Origin of the sequence: Pontibacter sp. MBLB2868 (assembly GCF_051904785.1) — a bacterium.
In the GTDB taxonomy this organism is placed as follows: Bacteria; Bacteroidota; Bacteroidia; order Cytophagales; family Hymenobacteraceae; genus Pontibacter.
In genome coordinates this window covers 1,279,346-1,295,188 of sequence record NZ_CP196710.1, presented here as the reverse complement: position 1 = coordinate 1,295,188, position 15,843 = coordinate 1,279,346, and the positions used below count along the sequence as shown (strand labels likewise).

Genomic DNA, 15,843 nt, shown 5'->3' with positions numbered 1-15,843 from the left:
CGGAGTAAATAAACAGGAACAGCCGCTACTTTTGAGTAGCGGCTGTTCCTGTTTAATAGTATGTATAATTCAGTAACTGATCTAGGATCAAAGTTGCCCTTTACTTAATCAGATGAATTATTGGCAACTACCATTAATAGTACCTGTTCAATTCATCTCTTCTGTGGCCTGAGCTGTACCAGTTATCTTCATTCCGGTTGTAAATGCCCTTTCCGTACGCCCCGGTTCCGTAGCGTGATCTTCGGTCGTCGCCTCCTGATCCGGCATAATAATCCTGATTGTCTCCGGTGCTACGGTCATCATATCTGTTGTAGGAAGAGTTACGATCTGAAACATCATAGCCCATGTTTCCGCGTTGTTCACGGCTTATCGCCCTGTCTCTCCACATTCTGTCTTCATCATTGCTGCGGTTAGCCCGGTAACTGTCGTACCTGTCGCGGTTACCGCTATAGTTGCCTCCGTAGTTTTGATTTGAGTTCCGGCTATTCCAGTTATCCTTGTTATGATCCCTGAAGCCGCCTTCATCCCTTCTGTACTGCTCATAGGCGTTGCCCATATTACCTTCGTGATAAGTATGCGGTATGCGGTCACGGTCATCAGGAGTGTAACCTCTCTCCCGCTGATAGTCCCGTTCAAACTTATCGGTTAAATTGCGCGCACTGTGATAGTGTTCGTCATTTCTGTAGCCTTCATACCTATCATAATCAAGTCCGTAGTCATTTCGATCGTAGCGATTTCTGTCTCGTCTGTCCATAGTTTCTCTTTAGGTTTGTTATCAATTCAATTACTTACATTTTAAACGAACCTGAAGCTTCCTGGTTTAATTTGAAGAAAATCGGCCATTTTACCTTTTCCTGAGCGGCAAAAAAGCTCACCTAACTGCACAGATGATAAATGCCTGCTACATGCCAATAAACACCTGAAAAACGTATAAAATGTATGCCTGACAGAAAGATCTGGCACGCTACATATAATTTCCAAAATATAATTGCTTCTATTACACAGTAATTGATAAATTCGAATGCATGAAACGCCTGGTAAATTTAAAGCCAGCCATAAAAAGCATATAGCTAAGTACTGATTAGAATGGTTGACTTTGAAAATGAATACCTGCACATCTGGATAGACCACGACGTGCACCTGATGCACTCGGAATGGCTTTCGAAGGTATCATCAGAGCAATACAGGCATGGCAACAATATTCTCACAGACATGTTGCTGAAAAACAATATCAAATTCTGGATAGCAGACTCAGCGAAGCTTGGTGATATTTCTGTAGAGGACGAAGTATGGACCATACAGGAAGTGGTGCCAAAGATCATAGCATCGGGTATCAGTAAGCTGGCACGGTTGAGCGGAGAAGACAAAATAAGCTTTAACAAGTTTAAAGATTTTATGGAGAAAGCATCTCCTACCGGCTTAGGTGAACTGGAGGTGCGGCAGTATATGTCTTATAAGGAAGCGGCGGACTGGATCGGGGAAATTAACACATAGTGTAAGCTGTGCCGGCATAAGCCCGGCTAGTTGGTACGCACCCGTGAGGCAAGGATCTTAAACAGGATGTATAACACCGCGAACACCGCCATCGCTATCAGTGCCCAGAACTTTTTTCGGTTCATTTCTTTCCAGTAGTCCCGCTCTGCCTCTGTTTGCTTTAGTTTATTCCGGAGCACATTATGCTTTTTACGCTCTTGCTTTAAAGCTGTGCGCAACACCCCTACTTTAACAGTATCCACCCGGTAAACAGTTTTTGTTTTAACGATGCTTTTGCATTCAGGGCATTTAAACGGACCTGGCAATCGAGTGGCAGCAGTTTCCCGTTTCTGCACCTTCGCAGGAATTGGTTTCGGGCTTTGAAGTGGCTCCGGCGTATATTCGGCTGGTGGGTTAAGCATGGGTTGTGTGGTACTATCAGTGGGTGCTCCCTCCACCAGCAGTGTATCGGCGGCAACTTGTTGGGGTACTACTGGCAGGTCCGGCGCATTAACATCCGATTTATTTTTAGCCTGGCGTTGCGAGGCGCAGGAGCATAGCAGCAGCAATAGTAGTACTTTCCATCTCATGTTTGCAATACGCTTTTCAGTTCAGTTGTTCCCAGGCCTCTGCCTCCCCTGTTTGCTGTTTACGTACGGAAAGCAGGCCAAATTTGCTGCCTTACTGCCTACACAAGTTTACGGACAGCAAAACTTACAGCGCTTGTTAGTATCTTGCCAACCATTTAAAAGCCCACGGTTAATCAAACTGGCATGAGATACTTTTTCCATATAGGTTACAACGGTGCCAGGTACAGAGGATGGCAGCGCCACCCTTATGCCATAAGTGTGCAACAGGTAATTGAAAGCTGCCTGCAAAAGATCCTTAAAGAGCCGGTTGCTATTGTGGGTTGTGGCAGAACCGATGCGGAAGTACACGCGAGCCAGTTCTTTTTTCACCTGGACGTTGCAGCGCCGTGGACTTTTGACATGCTTTTCCGTCTTAACAAAGTATTGCCACCCGATATTGCCGTATTCGATATCCTGCCAATGGAAGGGTTGCCCCATGCCAGATTCGATGCTGTAAAACGAAGCTACGACTATTTTATCCATACGTATAAAGACCCTTTCCTGAGCGGAAGCAGCTCCTTATACCTTGTTAAAGAGCTGAACCTCGAGCAGATGCAGGCCGCTACCTCCCTGCTCCCCCTTTACACCGATTACAAGGCATTCTGCATCACCCCTGCTGAACAGGACAGCACTACCTGCCATGTAACAGAAGCCCGATGGCTTACAGATAAAAATGGGGACCGCTTACGCTTCCAGATCACAGCAAACAGATTTCTGAGCAGGATGATACGGATCATTGTCGGCAAACTATTGCAGGTAGGTACAGGTGCACTGAGTCCGGATGAATTTGAGAGTTACCTCGCTCTTAGTGCAAGGCCCAAACACCTTAGTGCAGCTTACCCACAAGGGCTGTACCTCTCCAAGGTTACTTACCCCTTCCTTGACCTGCCCCCGCGCAGTTCTTTTTCTGCAATCCTGCAGAACCATGCGGATAACAGCTGGGACCTGATAGGAGGAGAACGCTGAGGCTAGTGCCTAGCGCTTCACCGAGAAACCAATGCCCAGCGTTACATTCCAGGCAGCGAAATCCTGTGTTTTAACGCCTCCCCGTAAATTAAAACCGCCAACATCTGTGATCAGGCCTAGTTCAATAACCGGCTTCCAGGTTGTTGCTTCGGTATTTCGTGCCCACTCCGTTTCATCAAAGTTTCCGCTTCCGTTATACATTTCGGCCTCCCAGTAAACCGGGTTATACGCTGCGCCACCTCCCGCATATATCCAGAAAGGATAGGTCAGCTTTTTTGTAAATCCGAAAACCCCTTCGGTGTTACCGGCGCTTTTCGTTCCCGTAAATTTTACATCGCCGTATACATCCCCTTTTATGTCGCCACTATTATTCACCGTGAAATAAGATCCATACTTGAATATGTCGGCATTGGCGCGAGCTGTAACATAAAGGCCGATGCCAGTTGTATTGATTGTTCCGTAAGAGAAACCGTAGGTACTAACCGCATCATGCACGAACGCAAAAAAGAACCTGTCAGGCCTTCCAAAGCGGGTTTTTAACCGTTGGGCTGTCAGGATCTCCGTATCAAGAGCATAAGAATCGGGGCATAGCTCCTGCACTTTCGTAAAGAGGCTAAGTGCTTCAGCCTGCGAATTATAATCCCGAACGGTAGCGGCAACCTTTCCATTTTCAAAATAAACCTTGCATTTAATTTCTTTCGCTTTGCCAGCATCAGGGCCATCAGGATATTCCCGGAGGTATTTGTCAAGGAAATTCTCCATTTGGATCACATCCTTTTCCTTCGCGTATTTATCGCCATAAAACAGGAGTTGTTTCTGGATCACTTCTTGTGCCTCAGTAGTATGGTTTCGGAGTGAATCGCCAGCCACATACTGCTCGTACGCAGCAATGGTATTCGCTTTTTTAGCCTCTTCCCAAGCCAGTTCATCCACTGCCAGCGAGCGGAACCGCCGCGCCTCTGCGTCAGAGGGCTTATAACTCAGCGCTTTGTTAAAGTCGCTGATCGCTTTGTGAAAATCATTGTACTTCAAGCTCTCCTGCCCATCTTCCAATGCCTGAGCATAGCCATTTATTTGTAACAGGTCACTGTTACGATTTATACTTCCATTCGTCAACCCAACCTGCTGCCTGTTATGCTGCATCTCCAGCACCAGTTGTGATATTTTGCCCAACAGGTTTTCATCCGCCAGTTTTTTTGCTTTCTCAAGATGCTCCAACGCTCGCTGCTCCTGCCCAACCTTATACATCGCCATGGCGGTATAATACTCCCCTTCGCCCCGTGCAGGAGCCAGTTTAGTTAGTTCGGGAGCCAGCACGATGATCTCCTCCCACTGATTCTTAAGTATATGGGCCGAGATCTGCTCTTCTAAGCTCGCGTAGGTGCTTACCTGTGCCTTTACCAGGCTGCTCACCAGGAGCAGACAAACGATCAGAAGTGGTTTCATAAGAATTGCTTGTTGCTATTGCGTGAAAGATGAATGCATATGAGAATCTTGTCTTTTATCCGGACGTTTCAGCTATTGCCAGCGCTTATCGGAAAACGTATACAAAAGCCAATATATTAGTATTGTAATTTTTAATATTAAATACATTATATCTACAATACAGAAAAAAGGTTGTGTTTTAATAAGTATAATTTATCTCATTAAAACACAAGAGCATCATCCCCATGGTTTAAGGTTGATCGAAAACGATTCAGAAGCAGAAAAAAAAGGGTTTATTGCTTACCTGCGGTAAACTCATACAGCAGCCTGATGGCCAGGCCCCATGTCGGTTCCGTTATGCCTTTACGGATTCCGGTAACCAGTTCCCATCCATTTTTGGTGTTAAGCACGAATCCTGGTGCCAGGTACCAGCTCATTTCCTCTTCTCGGATGCCGTTCAGCTCCAGGATGGGGTGAAGACGGCTTTTTCCGTAAACTGCGGCGGCATTATAGAACCAGGTGTGCTCGTCCTTTTCCAATTCCACACCTGCGTTCAGATGAAACTGAAAAGCGCCAGCTTGCAGGCCATAGATCAGCATGGGAGTATACGAAGTCTCAGAGCCCTCCAGATTCTCTCCTTCTATAGCTGGTGAGGTGAGAGGAAACTCAACACCCATTTCCAGGCTGACTGCCTGCCGTGGTGTATTGTATAAACTGATCATGGAAGCTACTTCAAACTGGTCAACTGAGAAGCTTAAGCGGTTGTTATGCTTATGATCCCGGGTAATTTCGGCAGAAACCTGAAACCAATCCGTAAAACCATACTCTACTTCAAAATTAAGTACGTTCCCGATCCTGGCCCTTTCATAGTTGTGATAATAGCTTAGCGTTGCTTGTACTTCATGCTTCTCCTGTAGGTAAACAGCCTCTGCAAAAGGGAACTCCTGGATCGGCTGCGAAAAAGAATCTTCCTCCTCCTCCTGCTCCTGGGCAAAGGCAGCCGAATATGGGAATACAGAAAGTAAAAAAAACGAAAGTATAAAATATCTCATCCTGATCATGTTTAGGCGCTACTACTAGTACCAGTACCTTGCTACTATTGTTGCTAGGGCAGCTAACAAGTACCTGCCAACAGGGTAGTTCTTTAGTATATAAATGAGATGAAACTTTCGGTAGCTATTGCATTTTCCGGTAGGCGGTAAGGCAAGAATGATTCCTGGTAATGCATTGCTATACAACTGGCAATGAATGGTTAATATGCGTATACTTTGTAGCTAAATGGGTTAAATACAGTGACTACTTTGGCTTCAGACACTTGTTTTATGTGGCGGCAAATGACACTCATTAAGGAAATAATGTATAATCTGAATAGTATAATAATTGTAGGTGCTCTTTTTGTCCTGATCCTACTTGCCAATGAAGGAGGTTATAGATTAGGTCACGACTATCAAAGCAAAACTGATGTGGATGTTAAAAACCAGGCAAATACCATACAAGCCGGCACCTTAGGTCTGTTAGCCCTTATACTTAGTTTTACTTTTAACATGGCACTTAACCGATTCAACAGCCGGAGCGAAGCCGTAATAACAGAGGCGAATGCGATAGGTACCGCACTACTTAGAACTCAGTTACTCCCGGTCCCCTATGATTCCTCTACTCATGCAATGCTTCAAAATTACATTAACCTCCGGTTAGCGCTTAGCAATACAGACCATGCCATGGTAACAGAGCAGCAGCGCCTGGATGACGAAACAAAAAAATTGCAAAGTGACATATGGATAAACGCAGTACGGGCAGCAAGAATAGACCCGCGGCCAGTAACGACAGGCTATTTCATCTCTGCGCTTAACAACATGATAGATGCCTACGGCAACCGAAATGCGCAACTGCAGCTACACGTTCCGGAAGTGATACTTTACCTGTTGTTCGTCGTGTTTGTTACCTCTGGGGCAATGATGGGCTTTGCAAGCGGACTAGGTAAACAAAGAAGCTCCCTGCCCAGTCTTATGCTTACTTTCCTGATTTGCCTGGTCGTGTTTATAATTATTGATCTGGACAGGCCAAAGCGTGGGATAATAAAAGTAAAACAGGATAGCATGCTGCTCCTGAAGAATGATTAAGTCTGCTTGAACACATATACTACCTATTAACAAGCTACCACTTACCGCACACGGAATAATGCACGCTTATGTGCTTCATTTTCAAAACATTCCATAAAACACCCAGTATTTAATCTTATGGGTTTTTTACAATCAAGCGTATGAAAAAGAAATTGATTTTCCCCTTGGTTATGGGGCTTGCGGGCATAAGTTATATTACTTTATCTTCCACAACCCTTACCGAAAGCAACAGCAAGCAAGCTGAGCTGAGTAGTAATAACCAGCCAGGCTTGCAGCAACAGCCAGTAAAGTATGGCGGTTACGAAAGCCAGATAAAATATGGTGAGCACCTGGTGTTAAGTATCGGTTGCCATGATTGCCATACCCCTAAAAAAATGACAGAAAAGGGACCCGAACCGGATATGTCGCTGGCTTTGTCAGGGCATCCCTCTCAAATGCCCCCTCCGGATATTGACCGTGCAACATTTGAAAAAAAGGGTTTGTCGGGCAGCGACAATTTTACAGCCTGGGTAGGCCCCTGGGGAATTTCATATGCGGCCAACCTTACCTCCGACAAAACAGGGATCGGTAATTGGCAGGAGCAGAATTTTATTACCTCCATCCGGGAGGGAAAGCACAAAGGCATAGCCTCTGCCCGCGACGTACTTCCCCCAATGCCATGGCCGATGTACCGCAACTTAAACGACGATGAGCTGAAAGCCATTTTTGCTTATCTAAAGTCTACAAAACCAATACGGAACGTGGTTCCGGAACCGGAGCCACCTGTTACGGCTCCAAGTGATAAGTAACTAAAACACACTTAATTAAGTGCGCCCCTCATTTTAAAACTGATCGATATGGCAACGGAAGAAAACAGCAACAATAACGAAACAGGAAAAGGAAATTTTGTTGAACGCCTTGCTGACAAGCTCGGTATATCAGCCAACGCCACAAAAATTTATGGCGAGGCTGTTGAGCGCGATGGCGCTACAGTTATACCTGTTGCCAAGGCCAGGTATGGTTTTGGAGGAGGTAGAGGAACAAAAGGAGATGAAAAAGGCTTCGGAGGAGGTGGCGGTGTGGCTATTACCCCTGTCGGATTTATCGAGATGAAGGATGGCACTACAAAGTTCCGTAGTATACGCGATCCTGAGACTGTGATGAAGATCGTTGCGATCAGTGGTTTGTTCACCTTCCTGACGGTAAGAAGCATTATGAAACGGGTGAAGCCATAGCTTGTGACGCTTTTCATGGCCAGTAGATAAATACTGGAGTATAGTACCGAAAAAATTTCCGGTCATTATTTCTTTTAGCACAGTTTTACGAACTTGCCACCGGTACAGGCTGACTACCCCTGTTCCTTCCGATGGCTGTTCATGAACCGTTTTTTACCAAAGCACATTTCTGAAGCGCTACTTCAAAAAATTGAGGAGGAAGCGATCGTGTATACGTATGAGTATGATAAGCACCGGATCACATTACTAGACCCAATTAATAATAAAGAGTTATACTTCCGGCTTCCAATAACGCTACCTGCACCGGGCAATGTATTACCCGGTGCTATGCCAGTTCACTATATCATCCTGCTGATACAGTCCGGGAATTGTGCGATCGGGTATTTTGAAGGCGGCGTAAACTTTAATCATAAGGTGTTCCGCTCTTACATGGTCCGGAAAAAACAGGGAAAGAGCCAGATCAAATACCTGAAAACTAAAGGAAAGTCCAGGGCTGGGTCCAGGGTACGTCTTGGGGAAACACTTGAATTTTTTGAAAATATCAACGAGCGGCTGCAGGATTATTTTGATAATCATGACATACACCGCATTGCGATCAGCTGTTCCAAAACGCTTATTCCCTATTTATATAATGCTAAAGTAAACATCCCTTTTTCTAAAAATGACCCGCGGCTATATAAAATCCCCAAGCACATCCATACACCGGTTTACGAGGTAATGCTGGATGCCAACAGGTTTCTACAACGCGGTGAACTGATCTTTGACGAACCACAGCAGCGTTTTGTGAATGACCTGCTTTCTGATATAGGACTTACCGGAATGGAGGAGGAAGAGGAAGCGGATGATGATGAATTCTATAACGATGATTGGGATTAGATTTAAGTTGTAAAGCCCTTTCTTACAGGGTAAGAATCGGAAAAATGGAGCCCGTTTGCATCTTTAAAATAAACACCTAAATTTACTCATCGCTTAAATCCCTCACCCTTAAACTCATCAGGTATGAAAACCATTTTAGCTGTTTCCTTAGCCAGCTTACTTATTAGCCAGTCTTGTACGGCGCCAGCAGATAAAACTGTTACTGAAACAAACCCCACCCTTACCGAATATCATAATTATGACGGAAGCGGCGACCAGCTTAGCGGCGGGGTTAAGATGATAAAGATCGCTACACCCAAAGGAGATTATAACGTTTGGACGAAGCGTGTAGGAAATAACCCCACCATGAAAGTACTGCTGCTTCACGGTGGCCCCGGAGGCACACATGAAGCTTTTGAGTGTTTTGACAGTTACCTGCCAAAGGAAGGCATCGAGTATTATTATTACGACCAGTTAGGCTCGCACTACAGTGACCAGCCAAACGATACCAGCCTCTGGAATACCGCGCGCTTTGTTGAGGAGGTAGAGCAGGTGCGTAAGGCACTTAACCTGAACAAAGATAACTTCTACCTACTGGGTCATTCATGGGGTGGTATCCTGGCGATGGAGTACGCGCTGAAATACCAGGAAAACCTGAAAGGGCTTATCATATCGAACATGGTAGCAAGCGTACCGGCGTATAATAAGTACGCAGAAGAGGTGCTAGGTCCGCAGATGGACCCAAATGTACTGGCCGAGATCAAAAAGATCGAAGCGAATAATGATTTTGCAAACCCGCGTTACATGGAATTGCTGATGCCTAACTTTTACACCAAGCACGCTCTCCGGATGCCTGTTGAAAAATGGCCGGATCCAGTAAACAGGATGTTTGAACACCTGAATTCTACCGTGTACATTCAGATGCAGGGTTATAGCGAATTCGGGATTACCGGCGACGCTTCTTTAAAGAACTGGGACAGGTCTGCTGATCTTCCTAAAATAAAGGTGCCAACGCTTACAATCGGGGCAGAACATGACACCATGGACCCTGAATACATGAAATGGATGGCAAGCCAGATGCCGTTAGGCCAGAACTTATACTGCCCTAACGGTAGCCACATGGCGATGTATGATGACCAGGATACCTACTTCAAAGGCCTGACCAAATTTATTAAAGAAGTAGACGCAAAAGCGAATTCCAACTAAAAAGGTACGTATCCAGGTTTACTTATCAGACTGCTTAACTTTTTCCAGTTCCTGCATATCTTCTTCGGTTAGCCTGATGTCAGCTGCATGATAATTTTCTTCCAGGTGTTTCACCTGAGAAGTTCCGGGTATCAGTAAAATATTGGAAGCATGGTGCAACAGCCAGCTCAGCGCCACCTGGTGGGCTGTCGCATCATGCTTCTGCCCTACCTGCTGTAGTTTTTCCAGTGCGCCCACATTGCCCGCATTAATAGGGTTCCAGGGAATAAAAGCGATGTTTTGCTCACGGCAGAAGTCCAGTTCATCTTCCCATACCCTGTAGTCTACACTATATTTGTTCTGTACCGACACAACCTCAAAGTACTCCTGCGCCTTTTTGATCTGCTCAACAGTTACCTCAGACAGCCCCAGGTGCTTCACAAGGCCTTCCTCCTGCACCCGCTGCAAAAACTCAAGCGTTTTTTCATAAGGCACATCAGGGTCCACGCGGTGCAACTGGTAAAGGTCAATTCTATCCAGCTTCAGGCGTTTCAGGCTACCTTCCAATGCACCCTGTAAATATTCTGGATCAGCATTGATGGGCCACACATTCGGGCCTGTTCGGGTGAGACCTCCTTTCGTTGCGATCACAAGATCTTTCGGGTACGGATACAGCGCTTCCGCAATAAGCTCTTCGGATACGTTTGGTCCGTAACTGTCGGCGGTATCAATAAAGTTTATTCCCAACTCAACAGCTCGTTTCAGCACCCTGATTGCCTCTTTCTTGTCTTTGGGAGGCCCCCATATACCTTCACCGGTAATGCGCATTGCGCCAAAACCCATTCGGTTCACAGTCAGGTCGTTTCCTATAGTATAGGTGCTGGAATAGTTTGTTTTATCAGCCATATTTTTGAATTAAATGTTTTAACAATATCAATTCAGTTCATACGGCAGCCCCAGCTGATAGTTAAAATCCCTTTTGTAAGGCACAGCAGATTTTTATTTGAGCACGTCCAGTACCTTGTACATCTTTTGTACCAATGCACCGGACGATCCACTATAGTTATTCACCAGGAACGAAAACACATATTCTTTCCCGTCTTTGCTCTTATGGTAGCCACTATATCCCTTCACTCCGTGGATGGTGCCACTCTTCATTTTCATGCCATTATACAGCGGCATCGCCTTATAGAAACCATTGTACCAGTTCTGCTTGCGGGCATGTTCCAGAATGCGTACCTGTGCGTGTGTGGTGATCCGGTTGAGGGGTGAAAGACCTGAACCATCCACCATACTTAGCTCTGTATCGGGGATGCCTTTTTTTTGCCAGTAATCCCTGATAAGTTTAAGGCCTGCCTCCGTAGAACCGCTTCCCTCCTTTTCAAAGGCTATGGTTTTGACCAGGGCTTCGCCGTATAAATTTATACTTTTCCTGTTGAACCAGTAAATAATGCTGTCCAGCGGCGGTGATGTAACGGTGTAAAATGTAGTATAATCTCCTCCTTTCCAGGAATCGTTATCCTGTTTCACAACTGTAGTTGGAAGTGTGATGTCCATGTTTCTTAAACTGTCGGATAACCTGTAAACAAACTGATCGGCTGCCGAAGGCATGGCCCCGGAAATCCTGAAGCTATTTTCGTTTACCGGAATCGTGCCCCTGATGGTAGCTGCCGGTGCGTTCAGCGGGAAATAGATGTAGGCATTATCACCAGTGCCTGCAGCAGCAGAAGTTAGTTCGGACCTCAGGCCATAATTATACATGCGGGGAATCGTCTTTACAACCGTAACCGGGTCACCAACTTTTTTACCCGACTTGAGAATGACGTCATATTGATTTTCCCTCCAATTAAACTTGCTTGCTCCGGCACCATAATAATTAGCAATATCCTGCCACATCCACCCATCCGGCACGGTCTCAAAATTCCACCCTTTATTTGCCACGATCACTTCTCCAAATGCTTTCACCCCTGTCTTTTCTATCGCGCTTGTTAACCCTTTAAGTATGGTATTCTCATTGGTAGCACTCCAGCGCCAACTGCCTAAAGTAGGGTCGCCGGCTGGCACTATGAGCAGGTATGGATTTCGCTTATTTTGCTGGTAGGCAAAAGTAGTCCGGTAGGTATAGTTTTTACCGAGCAGTTCATAGGCGCTGGCACTCGTGATCACTTTCATAGTAGATGCAGGTGCTAAACCGACCATACCGTTCTTTTCAAAAACAACTTTGCCGGTAGCGGCATCTGTCACATACAGGGAGGCAATACCGTTGGCAAGCTGTGCATCTTCTTCGAAGCTTTTGAAGGCAGCGGCAAGTTTATCCGGAACAGACTGGCACCGGGCAGAAAATTGTAACAGCAAACAAAACAACAGTAGGATGAACCTTGGAAAAATATTTTTCATGCCTATAAATTAAAGATTAATCGCCTGTATCCCAAGAATTGAAGCATCGGCCATACGACACAGGGGATGACACACTCATTGTCAACAGGTTATAAATCCAACTATACTAAAGGGTGAACAAGCTGGCAGTGCACTGCTGCCCACTAAAAACCCTTAGGAATATTTAGTTAGACAGCAGGAACTAAAGAGATTAGGACATACATTTGTAAAATTTTCAGATTCTGAATAAACGACACGCAGCCAATTAGGTAACGCTCCAAAGTATTGCCGGAATCGCAGCATTTAGTGTCGTACTGCCGCTTTTATATAGAAAATAACATCGTTTTACCTGGTTGCCTTTGAAACACCTTTACTATCTCCGTTCCTTTTTTGCCCTTGTTCTTTTCTGCCTCAGTTTAACTGCTACTGCACAGCAACAAGCGCCTGCTTCAGCACCTGTTCCTTTTTCGACCAACAGTACAAACCTGACTGTTTGGAATGGCGAACAATACGTCCCGCTTTTTATAAAGGGCGTGAACATGGGTATTGCTGTACCGGGCACGTTCCCGGGTGAACTGGCTGCCAGCAGAGCAGACTACGCCAGGTGGTTGCAACTGATCCGGGATGCTGGCTTTAACACTATCAGGCTGTACACCCTGCACCACCCCCGTTTCTACGAAGTGCTTGATTCTTTTAACCTGGCCAATCCGCAGAAACCAATCCTTTTTTTCCAGGGTGTGTGGCTGGAGGAAGAAGTACCGGGTTACGATGAGGATCTGTACACGCTCTCCTCTTATTTCGAGCAGGAGATCAAAGAAAACGTGGATTGTGTGCACGGGAACAAAACCATCAGCAGCCGACAGGGAAAAGCGTATGGCGCATACCGTATTGATGCTTCCAGGTGGATGATCGGCTACATCATTGGCCGCGAAATACACCCGCCGGAAGTAGTGCATACCAATGAAAAACATCCTACAGAAACCTCATACAAAGGCAGCTACTTCAGCATCGAAAATGTGCATGCTGCTGAGGCCTGGACGGTGAAGCATCTGGACAAGCTGGTTGCTTATGAAATGGAAAAGTATAAAACGCAGCGCCCAATCAGTTTTTCAAGTTGGCCCACCCTGGACCCGCTTGACCACCCAGGTGAACTGAACCGTTACGAAGACATGGTGTCAATTGATGTGTCCGGGATAGACTTATCGAAAGCGCCTGCAGGTTATTTTGCCAGCTACCATGCCTACCCATACTATCCTGATTTCATGAGCCGCGATCCGGCATATGCGGGATACACAGATTACCTGGGACAAAACAGCTACCTGGGCTATCTGACAGCTTTAAAAAAACACTACAAGAACGTGCCCCTCATTATAGGTGAATATGGTGCGCCATCCAGCTGGGGTGTTGCGCATTATGCCCAAAGTGGTATCCATCATGGGGGAATGGATGAGGAAACACAGGGAAAGAATAACCTGCGCATGCTTCGTAATATAGAGACTGCCGGCGGTGGTGGTGGCATACAATTCTCCATTATAGATGAATGGTTTAAACGCACCTGGATAACGGACCCCATGGATTCAAACCCAGACAGGCGTGTTTTATGGCATAACGTTACAGCGGCTGAGCAGAACTTCGGATTGCTTGGCTTTAAAAAGGCCGGACCAGCAGTACAGGAATGGGAACAGTTCTGTACTACCTGTCCAGTGAAATCTGTTGAAGCCGGTGCAGACTTCACCTATTTTAATTTAAAGCTAAACGTACAGCGTCCGCTTGATGTAAACGACACCATCTGGATCGCACTGGACACTTATGCAGCTGATCTGGGTGAAAAGATACTTCCCAACGGAAAGACTGTCACTAACAGAGCTGAGTTTGCTTTGATGATCACCAATTATAAGGCCGAGCTGTATGTAACCGAGGCGTATGACCTGTATGGCATCTGGCACGGAACATCCACAGCAAAACAACTCTACAAGTCAATTGCCACTGACGGAGCCCCCTGGAAAATTGTGCGTTGGCGCAATAACAATAACGACCAGGAGGTACAGTATATCGGAAGCCTGCGCGTTAACAGATTAGGGCTGCCTCCCTCCTCCATGGACGCGGTCACCTTAAAGGACACATCTATCGACATCAAACTTCCCTGGACACTGCTGAACTTTACAGATCCAAGTTCTTCTGCCGTGATGCACGATGATCTGGCTGTGCCAGGCCGGCAGGAAATGAAGTCAGATGGTATTGCAGCAACCGTAATTTACAAGGGTGAGACCTATGCCACCTCCTCACGGTTTACCTGGCAAAACTGGACCAACACCCTTGCAGCTAAAGAATACAAAAAAGCTTCGTACGACATAGCCAGCCAGTACCTTAGAACCATGCCTGGCAACCCGGTTGCAAAGCAAGATCATTACACAGTAAAGCTGGATCAGGTTAATGAGCTGAGAGCAAGCGAAGGGTTGCTCCAAAATGATATGTCGCTGGATGGCAGCCCAATGGAAGCCGTGATTCATGTGGGGCCCGAACACGGACAGCTTATACTTTACCGGGACGGAGGCTTTGTGTATGTACCTGAAGAAGGGTATACAGGGATGGTCGCATTTTCGTACCGTGTCATAGCTGGCCCTAATCGATCAGAACCGGTTAGCGTACAGCTACAAGTTACAGGTACTCCTTTAGGAGATGGATTTGCTACTTTGTATCCTAACCCCACAGAAAGTGATGTAAACATTAATGCAAAAGCTGTGATCGATCGGATGGAGCTTTACAATAACCTGGGTACACTGCTGTTCGCAAGGGCGGTTAAGGCAAAAGAAATGCAGTTCTCACTGAACAATCTTCCTGCCGGCATGTATGTTATCAAGCTTTACTCAGGTAAAGAATGCCTGACAAGAAAGGTAATACGCTACTAAGCGCCTTGGCCTCATAAAATACAGAAACAGGTCATGCTCTACTTTAAGCTAAAGTGAGCATGACCTGTTTTTTGTTTACTATGGCAGGGAGTATAAACTACAGTTTCTCCAGCATAAAATAGCCAAGATGTAAGAGGTCCTCGTGCTGCGCTTCCGACGGAGTAACCTGCAGCTTATATTGTTGCTTCAGGTCATCGGCTAAAATGTCTTTTACCTGGTGCAGGTCATCCACATCTACTCCAAATTTATCATCAATATGGGAGGCCGCACCTTTGAAGCCAGTATGTTTATAAAAAGCTGTCTGCCTCGCCTCTTTAATTGCTTCCGCCTTTGAACCGGCAACAACCAGCATCTTGTAATGTAACTCGTCAAACTGACCTGTTTTATACCCTCCAAGGTTCAAAAAGAAAAGTTTTGCTGCACCATCCTCTGTAGCATCTCCGGGCATTGCTTTGGGTATTACCTTCACCTCAAAACCATTTACATGTGTTACTTCGCGCCAGGCATCGATGTGCAGTATGCCCTTTGCCTCTGGCCAGAAAGCTGTAATGGCAGGCACCAGGTCTTTTACTGTTTCCCCGATTCCAAAAAAGATATCATGCTGTTCTGTATTTCTGCCAGCAGGCGTGCACCCGAGCATCAGCATAAATAGTTTAGGTTCTCTCATTCTGTTGTTGAAGTTTATACAGAT

General features: G+C 45.9%; 15 protein-coding genes. 8 read left to right on the top strand and 7 right to left on the bottom strand.

The features are described 5' to 3' along the window. Positions 1 to 133: 133 nt before the first annotated feature. A complete protein-coding gene (locus tag ACSX1A_RS05605) occupies positions 134 to 754 on the bottom strand; it encodes a hypothetical protein (protein ID WP_439882640.1) in 621 nt (206 codons plus the stop codon). A 332-nt stretch (positions 755 to 1,086) separates the two neighbouring features. Here ACSX1A_RS05605 and ACSX1A_RS05600 point away from each other — a divergent pair, with 332 nt between their 5' ends. Further along, positions 1,087 to 1,494, top strand: coding sequence for a hypothetical protein (locus ACSX1A_RS05600; RefSeq protein ID WP_439882639.1), 408 nt, complete (start codon positions 1,087 to 1,089; stop codon positions 1,492 to 1,494). Between the two features lie 26 nt (positions 1,495 to 1,520). Here ACSX1A_RS05600 and ACSX1A_RS05595 read toward each other — a convergent pair whose 3' ends face one another. Next, positions 1,521 to 2,063, bottom strand: a complete 543-nt coding sequence (locus ACSX1A_RS05595) for a hypothetical protein (RefSeq protein WP_439882638.1) — start codon at positions 2,061 to 2,063, stop codon at positions 1,521 to 1,523. A 183-nt stretch (positions 2,064 to 2,246) separates the two neighbouring features. Between ACSX1A_RS05595 and ACSX1A_RS05590 the strand changes: the two genes are divergently transcribed. Then, entirely contained in the window at positions 2,247 to 3,068 is an 822-nt protein-coding gene (locus ACSX1A_RS05590) for a tRNA pseudouridine synthase A (RefSeq protein ID WP_439882637.1), read from the top strand. 9 nt (positions 3,069 to 3,077) lie between these two features. On the opposite strand, the gene ACSX1A_RS05585 is transcribed toward ACSX1A_RS05590, so the two are convergent. Both ACSX1A_RS05585 and ACSX1A_RS05580 read right to left on the bottom strand, forming a co-directional pair. Then, positions 3,078 to 4,514 carry a hypothetical protein gene (locus ACSX1A_RS05585; RefSeq protein WP_439882636.1) on the bottom strand — a complete coding sequence of 479 codons (1,437 nt, stop codon included), beginning with the start codon at positions 4,512 to 4,514 and terminating at the stop codon, positions 3,078 to 3,080. Between the two features lie 272 nt (positions 4,515 to 4,786). Continuing rightward, entirely contained in the window at positions 4,787 to 5,554 is a 768-nt protein-coding gene (locus ACSX1A_RS05580) for a hypothetical protein (protein WP_439882635.1), read from the bottom strand. 273 nt (positions 5,555 to 5,827) lie between these two features. Here ACSX1A_RS05580 and ACSX1A_RS05575 point away from each other — a divergent pair, with 273 nt between their 5' ends. From ACSX1A_RS05575 to ACSX1A_RS05555, 5 genes are all read left to right on the top strand, one after another. After that, complete coding sequence (locus tag ACSX1A_RS05575; protein WP_439882634.1) at positions 5,828 to 6,613, top strand: hypothetical protein; 786 nt, start codon at positions 5,828 to 5,830, stop codon at positions 6,611 to 6,613. 140 nt (positions 6,614 to 6,753) lie between these two features. Beyond that, entirely contained in the window at positions 6,754 to 7,401 is a 648-nt protein-coding gene (locus ACSX1A_RS05570) for a c-type cytochrome (protein WP_439882633.1), read from the top strand. A 48-nt stretch (positions 7,402 to 7,449) separates the two neighbouring features. Further along, a complete protein-coding gene (locus ACSX1A_RS05565; RefSeq protein WP_439882632.1) occupies positions 7,450 to 7,827 on the top strand; it encodes a spore germination protein GerW family protein in 378 nt (125 codons plus the stop codon). A 141-nt stretch (positions 7,828 to 7,968) separates the two neighbouring features. Further along, on the top strand, positions 7,969 to 8,703 hold the full coding sequence (locus tag ACSX1A_RS05560; protein WP_439882631.1) for a hypothetical protein: 735 nt from the start codon (positions 7,969 to 7,971) through the stop codon (positions 8,701 to 8,703). Positions 8,704 to 8,826: 123 nt separating this feature from the next. Next, the gene (locus ACSX1A_RS05555) at positions 8,827 to 9,888 is read left to right on the top strand and encodes a proline iminopeptidase-family hydrolase (protein ID WP_439882630.1); all 1,062 of its coding nucleotides are present in this window, start codon (positions 8,827 to 8,829) and stop codon (positions 9,886 to 9,888) included. An 18-nt stretch (positions 9,889 to 9,906) separates the two neighbouring features. On the opposite strand, the gene ACSX1A_RS05550 is transcribed toward ACSX1A_RS05555, so the two are convergent. Continuing rightward, on the bottom strand, positions 9,907 to 10,773 hold the full coding sequence (locus tag ACSX1A_RS05550) for an aldo/keto reductase (protein ID WP_439882629.1): 867 nt from the start codon (positions 10,771 to 10,773) through the stop codon (positions 9,907 to 9,909). 93 nt (positions 10,774 to 10,866) lie between these two features. Then, positions 10,867 to 12,264: a D-alanyl-D-alanine carboxypeptidase/D-alanyl-D-alanine endopeptidase gene (gene dacB, locus ACSX1A_RS05545; protein ID WP_439882628.1), complete on the bottom strand. Its 1,398-nt coding sequence runs from the start codon at positions 12,262 to 12,264 to the stop codon at positions 10,867 to 10,869. Between the two features lie 338 nt (positions 12,265 to 12,602). Between dacB and ACSX1A_RS05540 the strand changes: the two genes are divergently transcribed. Next, positions 12,603 to 15,152: a T9SS type A sorting domain-containing protein gene (locus ACSX1A_RS05540; protein WP_439882627.1), complete on the top strand. Its 2,550-nt coding sequence runs from the start codon at positions 12,603 to 12,605 to the stop codon at positions 15,150 to 15,152. Between the two features lie 97 nt (positions 15,153 to 15,249). Here ACSX1A_RS05540 and ACSX1A_RS05535 read toward each other — a convergent pair whose 3' ends face one another. Further along, a complete protein-coding gene (locus ACSX1A_RS05535) occupies positions 15,250 to 15,819 on the bottom strand; it encodes a DUF1543 domain-containing protein (RefSeq protein ID WP_439882626.1) in 570 nt (189 codons plus the stop codon). Between the last annotated feature and the right edge of the window lie 24 nt (positions 15,820 to 15,843).

Excerpts from the sequence above, each read along its gene's own strand:
- ACSX1A_RS05605 (WP_439882640.1), bottom strand. The coding sequence starts at position 754 with ATGGACAGACGAGACAGAAATCGCTACGATCGAAATGACTACGGACTT.
- ACSX1A_RS05600 (WP_439882639.1), top strand. The coding sequence starts at position 1,087 with ATGGTTGACTTTGAAAATGAATACCTGCACATCTGGATAGACCACGAC.
- ACSX1A_RS05595 (WP_439882638.1), bottom strand. The coding sequence starts at position 2,063 with ATGAGATGGAAAGTACTACTATTGCTGCTGCTATGCTCCTGCGCCTCG.
- ACSX1A_RS05590 (WP_439882637.1), top strand. The coding sequence starts at position 2,247 with ATGAGATACTTTTTCCATATAGGTTACAACGGTGCCAGGTACAGAGGA.
- ACSX1A_RS05585 (WP_439882636.1), bottom strand. The coding sequence starts at position 4,514 with ATGAAACCACTTCTGATCGTTTGTCTGCTCCTGGTGAGCAGCCTGGTA.
- ACSX1A_RS05580 (WP_439882635.1), bottom strand. The coding sequence starts at position 5,554 with ATGATCAGGATGAGATATTTTATACTTTCGTTTTTTTTACTTTCTGTA.
- ACSX1A_RS05575 (WP_439882634.1), top strand. The coding sequence starts at position 5,828 with ATGACACTCATTAAGGAAATAATGTATAATCTGAATAGTATAATAATT.
- ACSX1A_RS05570 (WP_439882633.1), top strand. The coding sequence starts at position 6,754 with ATGAAAAAGAAATTGATTTTCCCCTTGGTTATGGGGCTTGCGGGCATA.
- ACSX1A_RS05565 (WP_439882632.1), top strand. The coding sequence starts at position 7,450 with ATGGCAACGGAAGAAAACAGCAACAATAACGAAACAGGAAAAGGAAAT.
- ACSX1A_RS05560 (WP_439882631.1), top strand. The coding sequence starts at position 7,969 with ATGAACCGTTTTTTACCAAAGCACATTTCTGAAGCGCTACTTCAAAAA.
- ACSX1A_RS05555 (WP_439882630.1), top strand. The coding sequence starts at position 8,827 with ATGAAAACCATTTTAGCTGTTTCCTTAGCCAGCTTACTTATTAGCCAG.
- ACSX1A_RS05550 (WP_439882629.1), bottom strand. The coding sequence starts at position 10,773 with ATGGCTGATAAAACAAACTATTCCAGCACCTATACTATAGGAAACGAC.
- dacB (WP_439882628.1), bottom strand. The coding sequence starts at position 12,264 with ATGAAAAATATTTTTCCAAGGTTCATCCTACTGTTGTTTTGTTTGCTG.
- ACSX1A_RS05535 (WP_439882626.1), bottom strand. The coding sequence starts at position 15,819 with ATGAGAGAACCTAAACTATTTATGCTGATGCTCGGGTGCACGCCTGCT.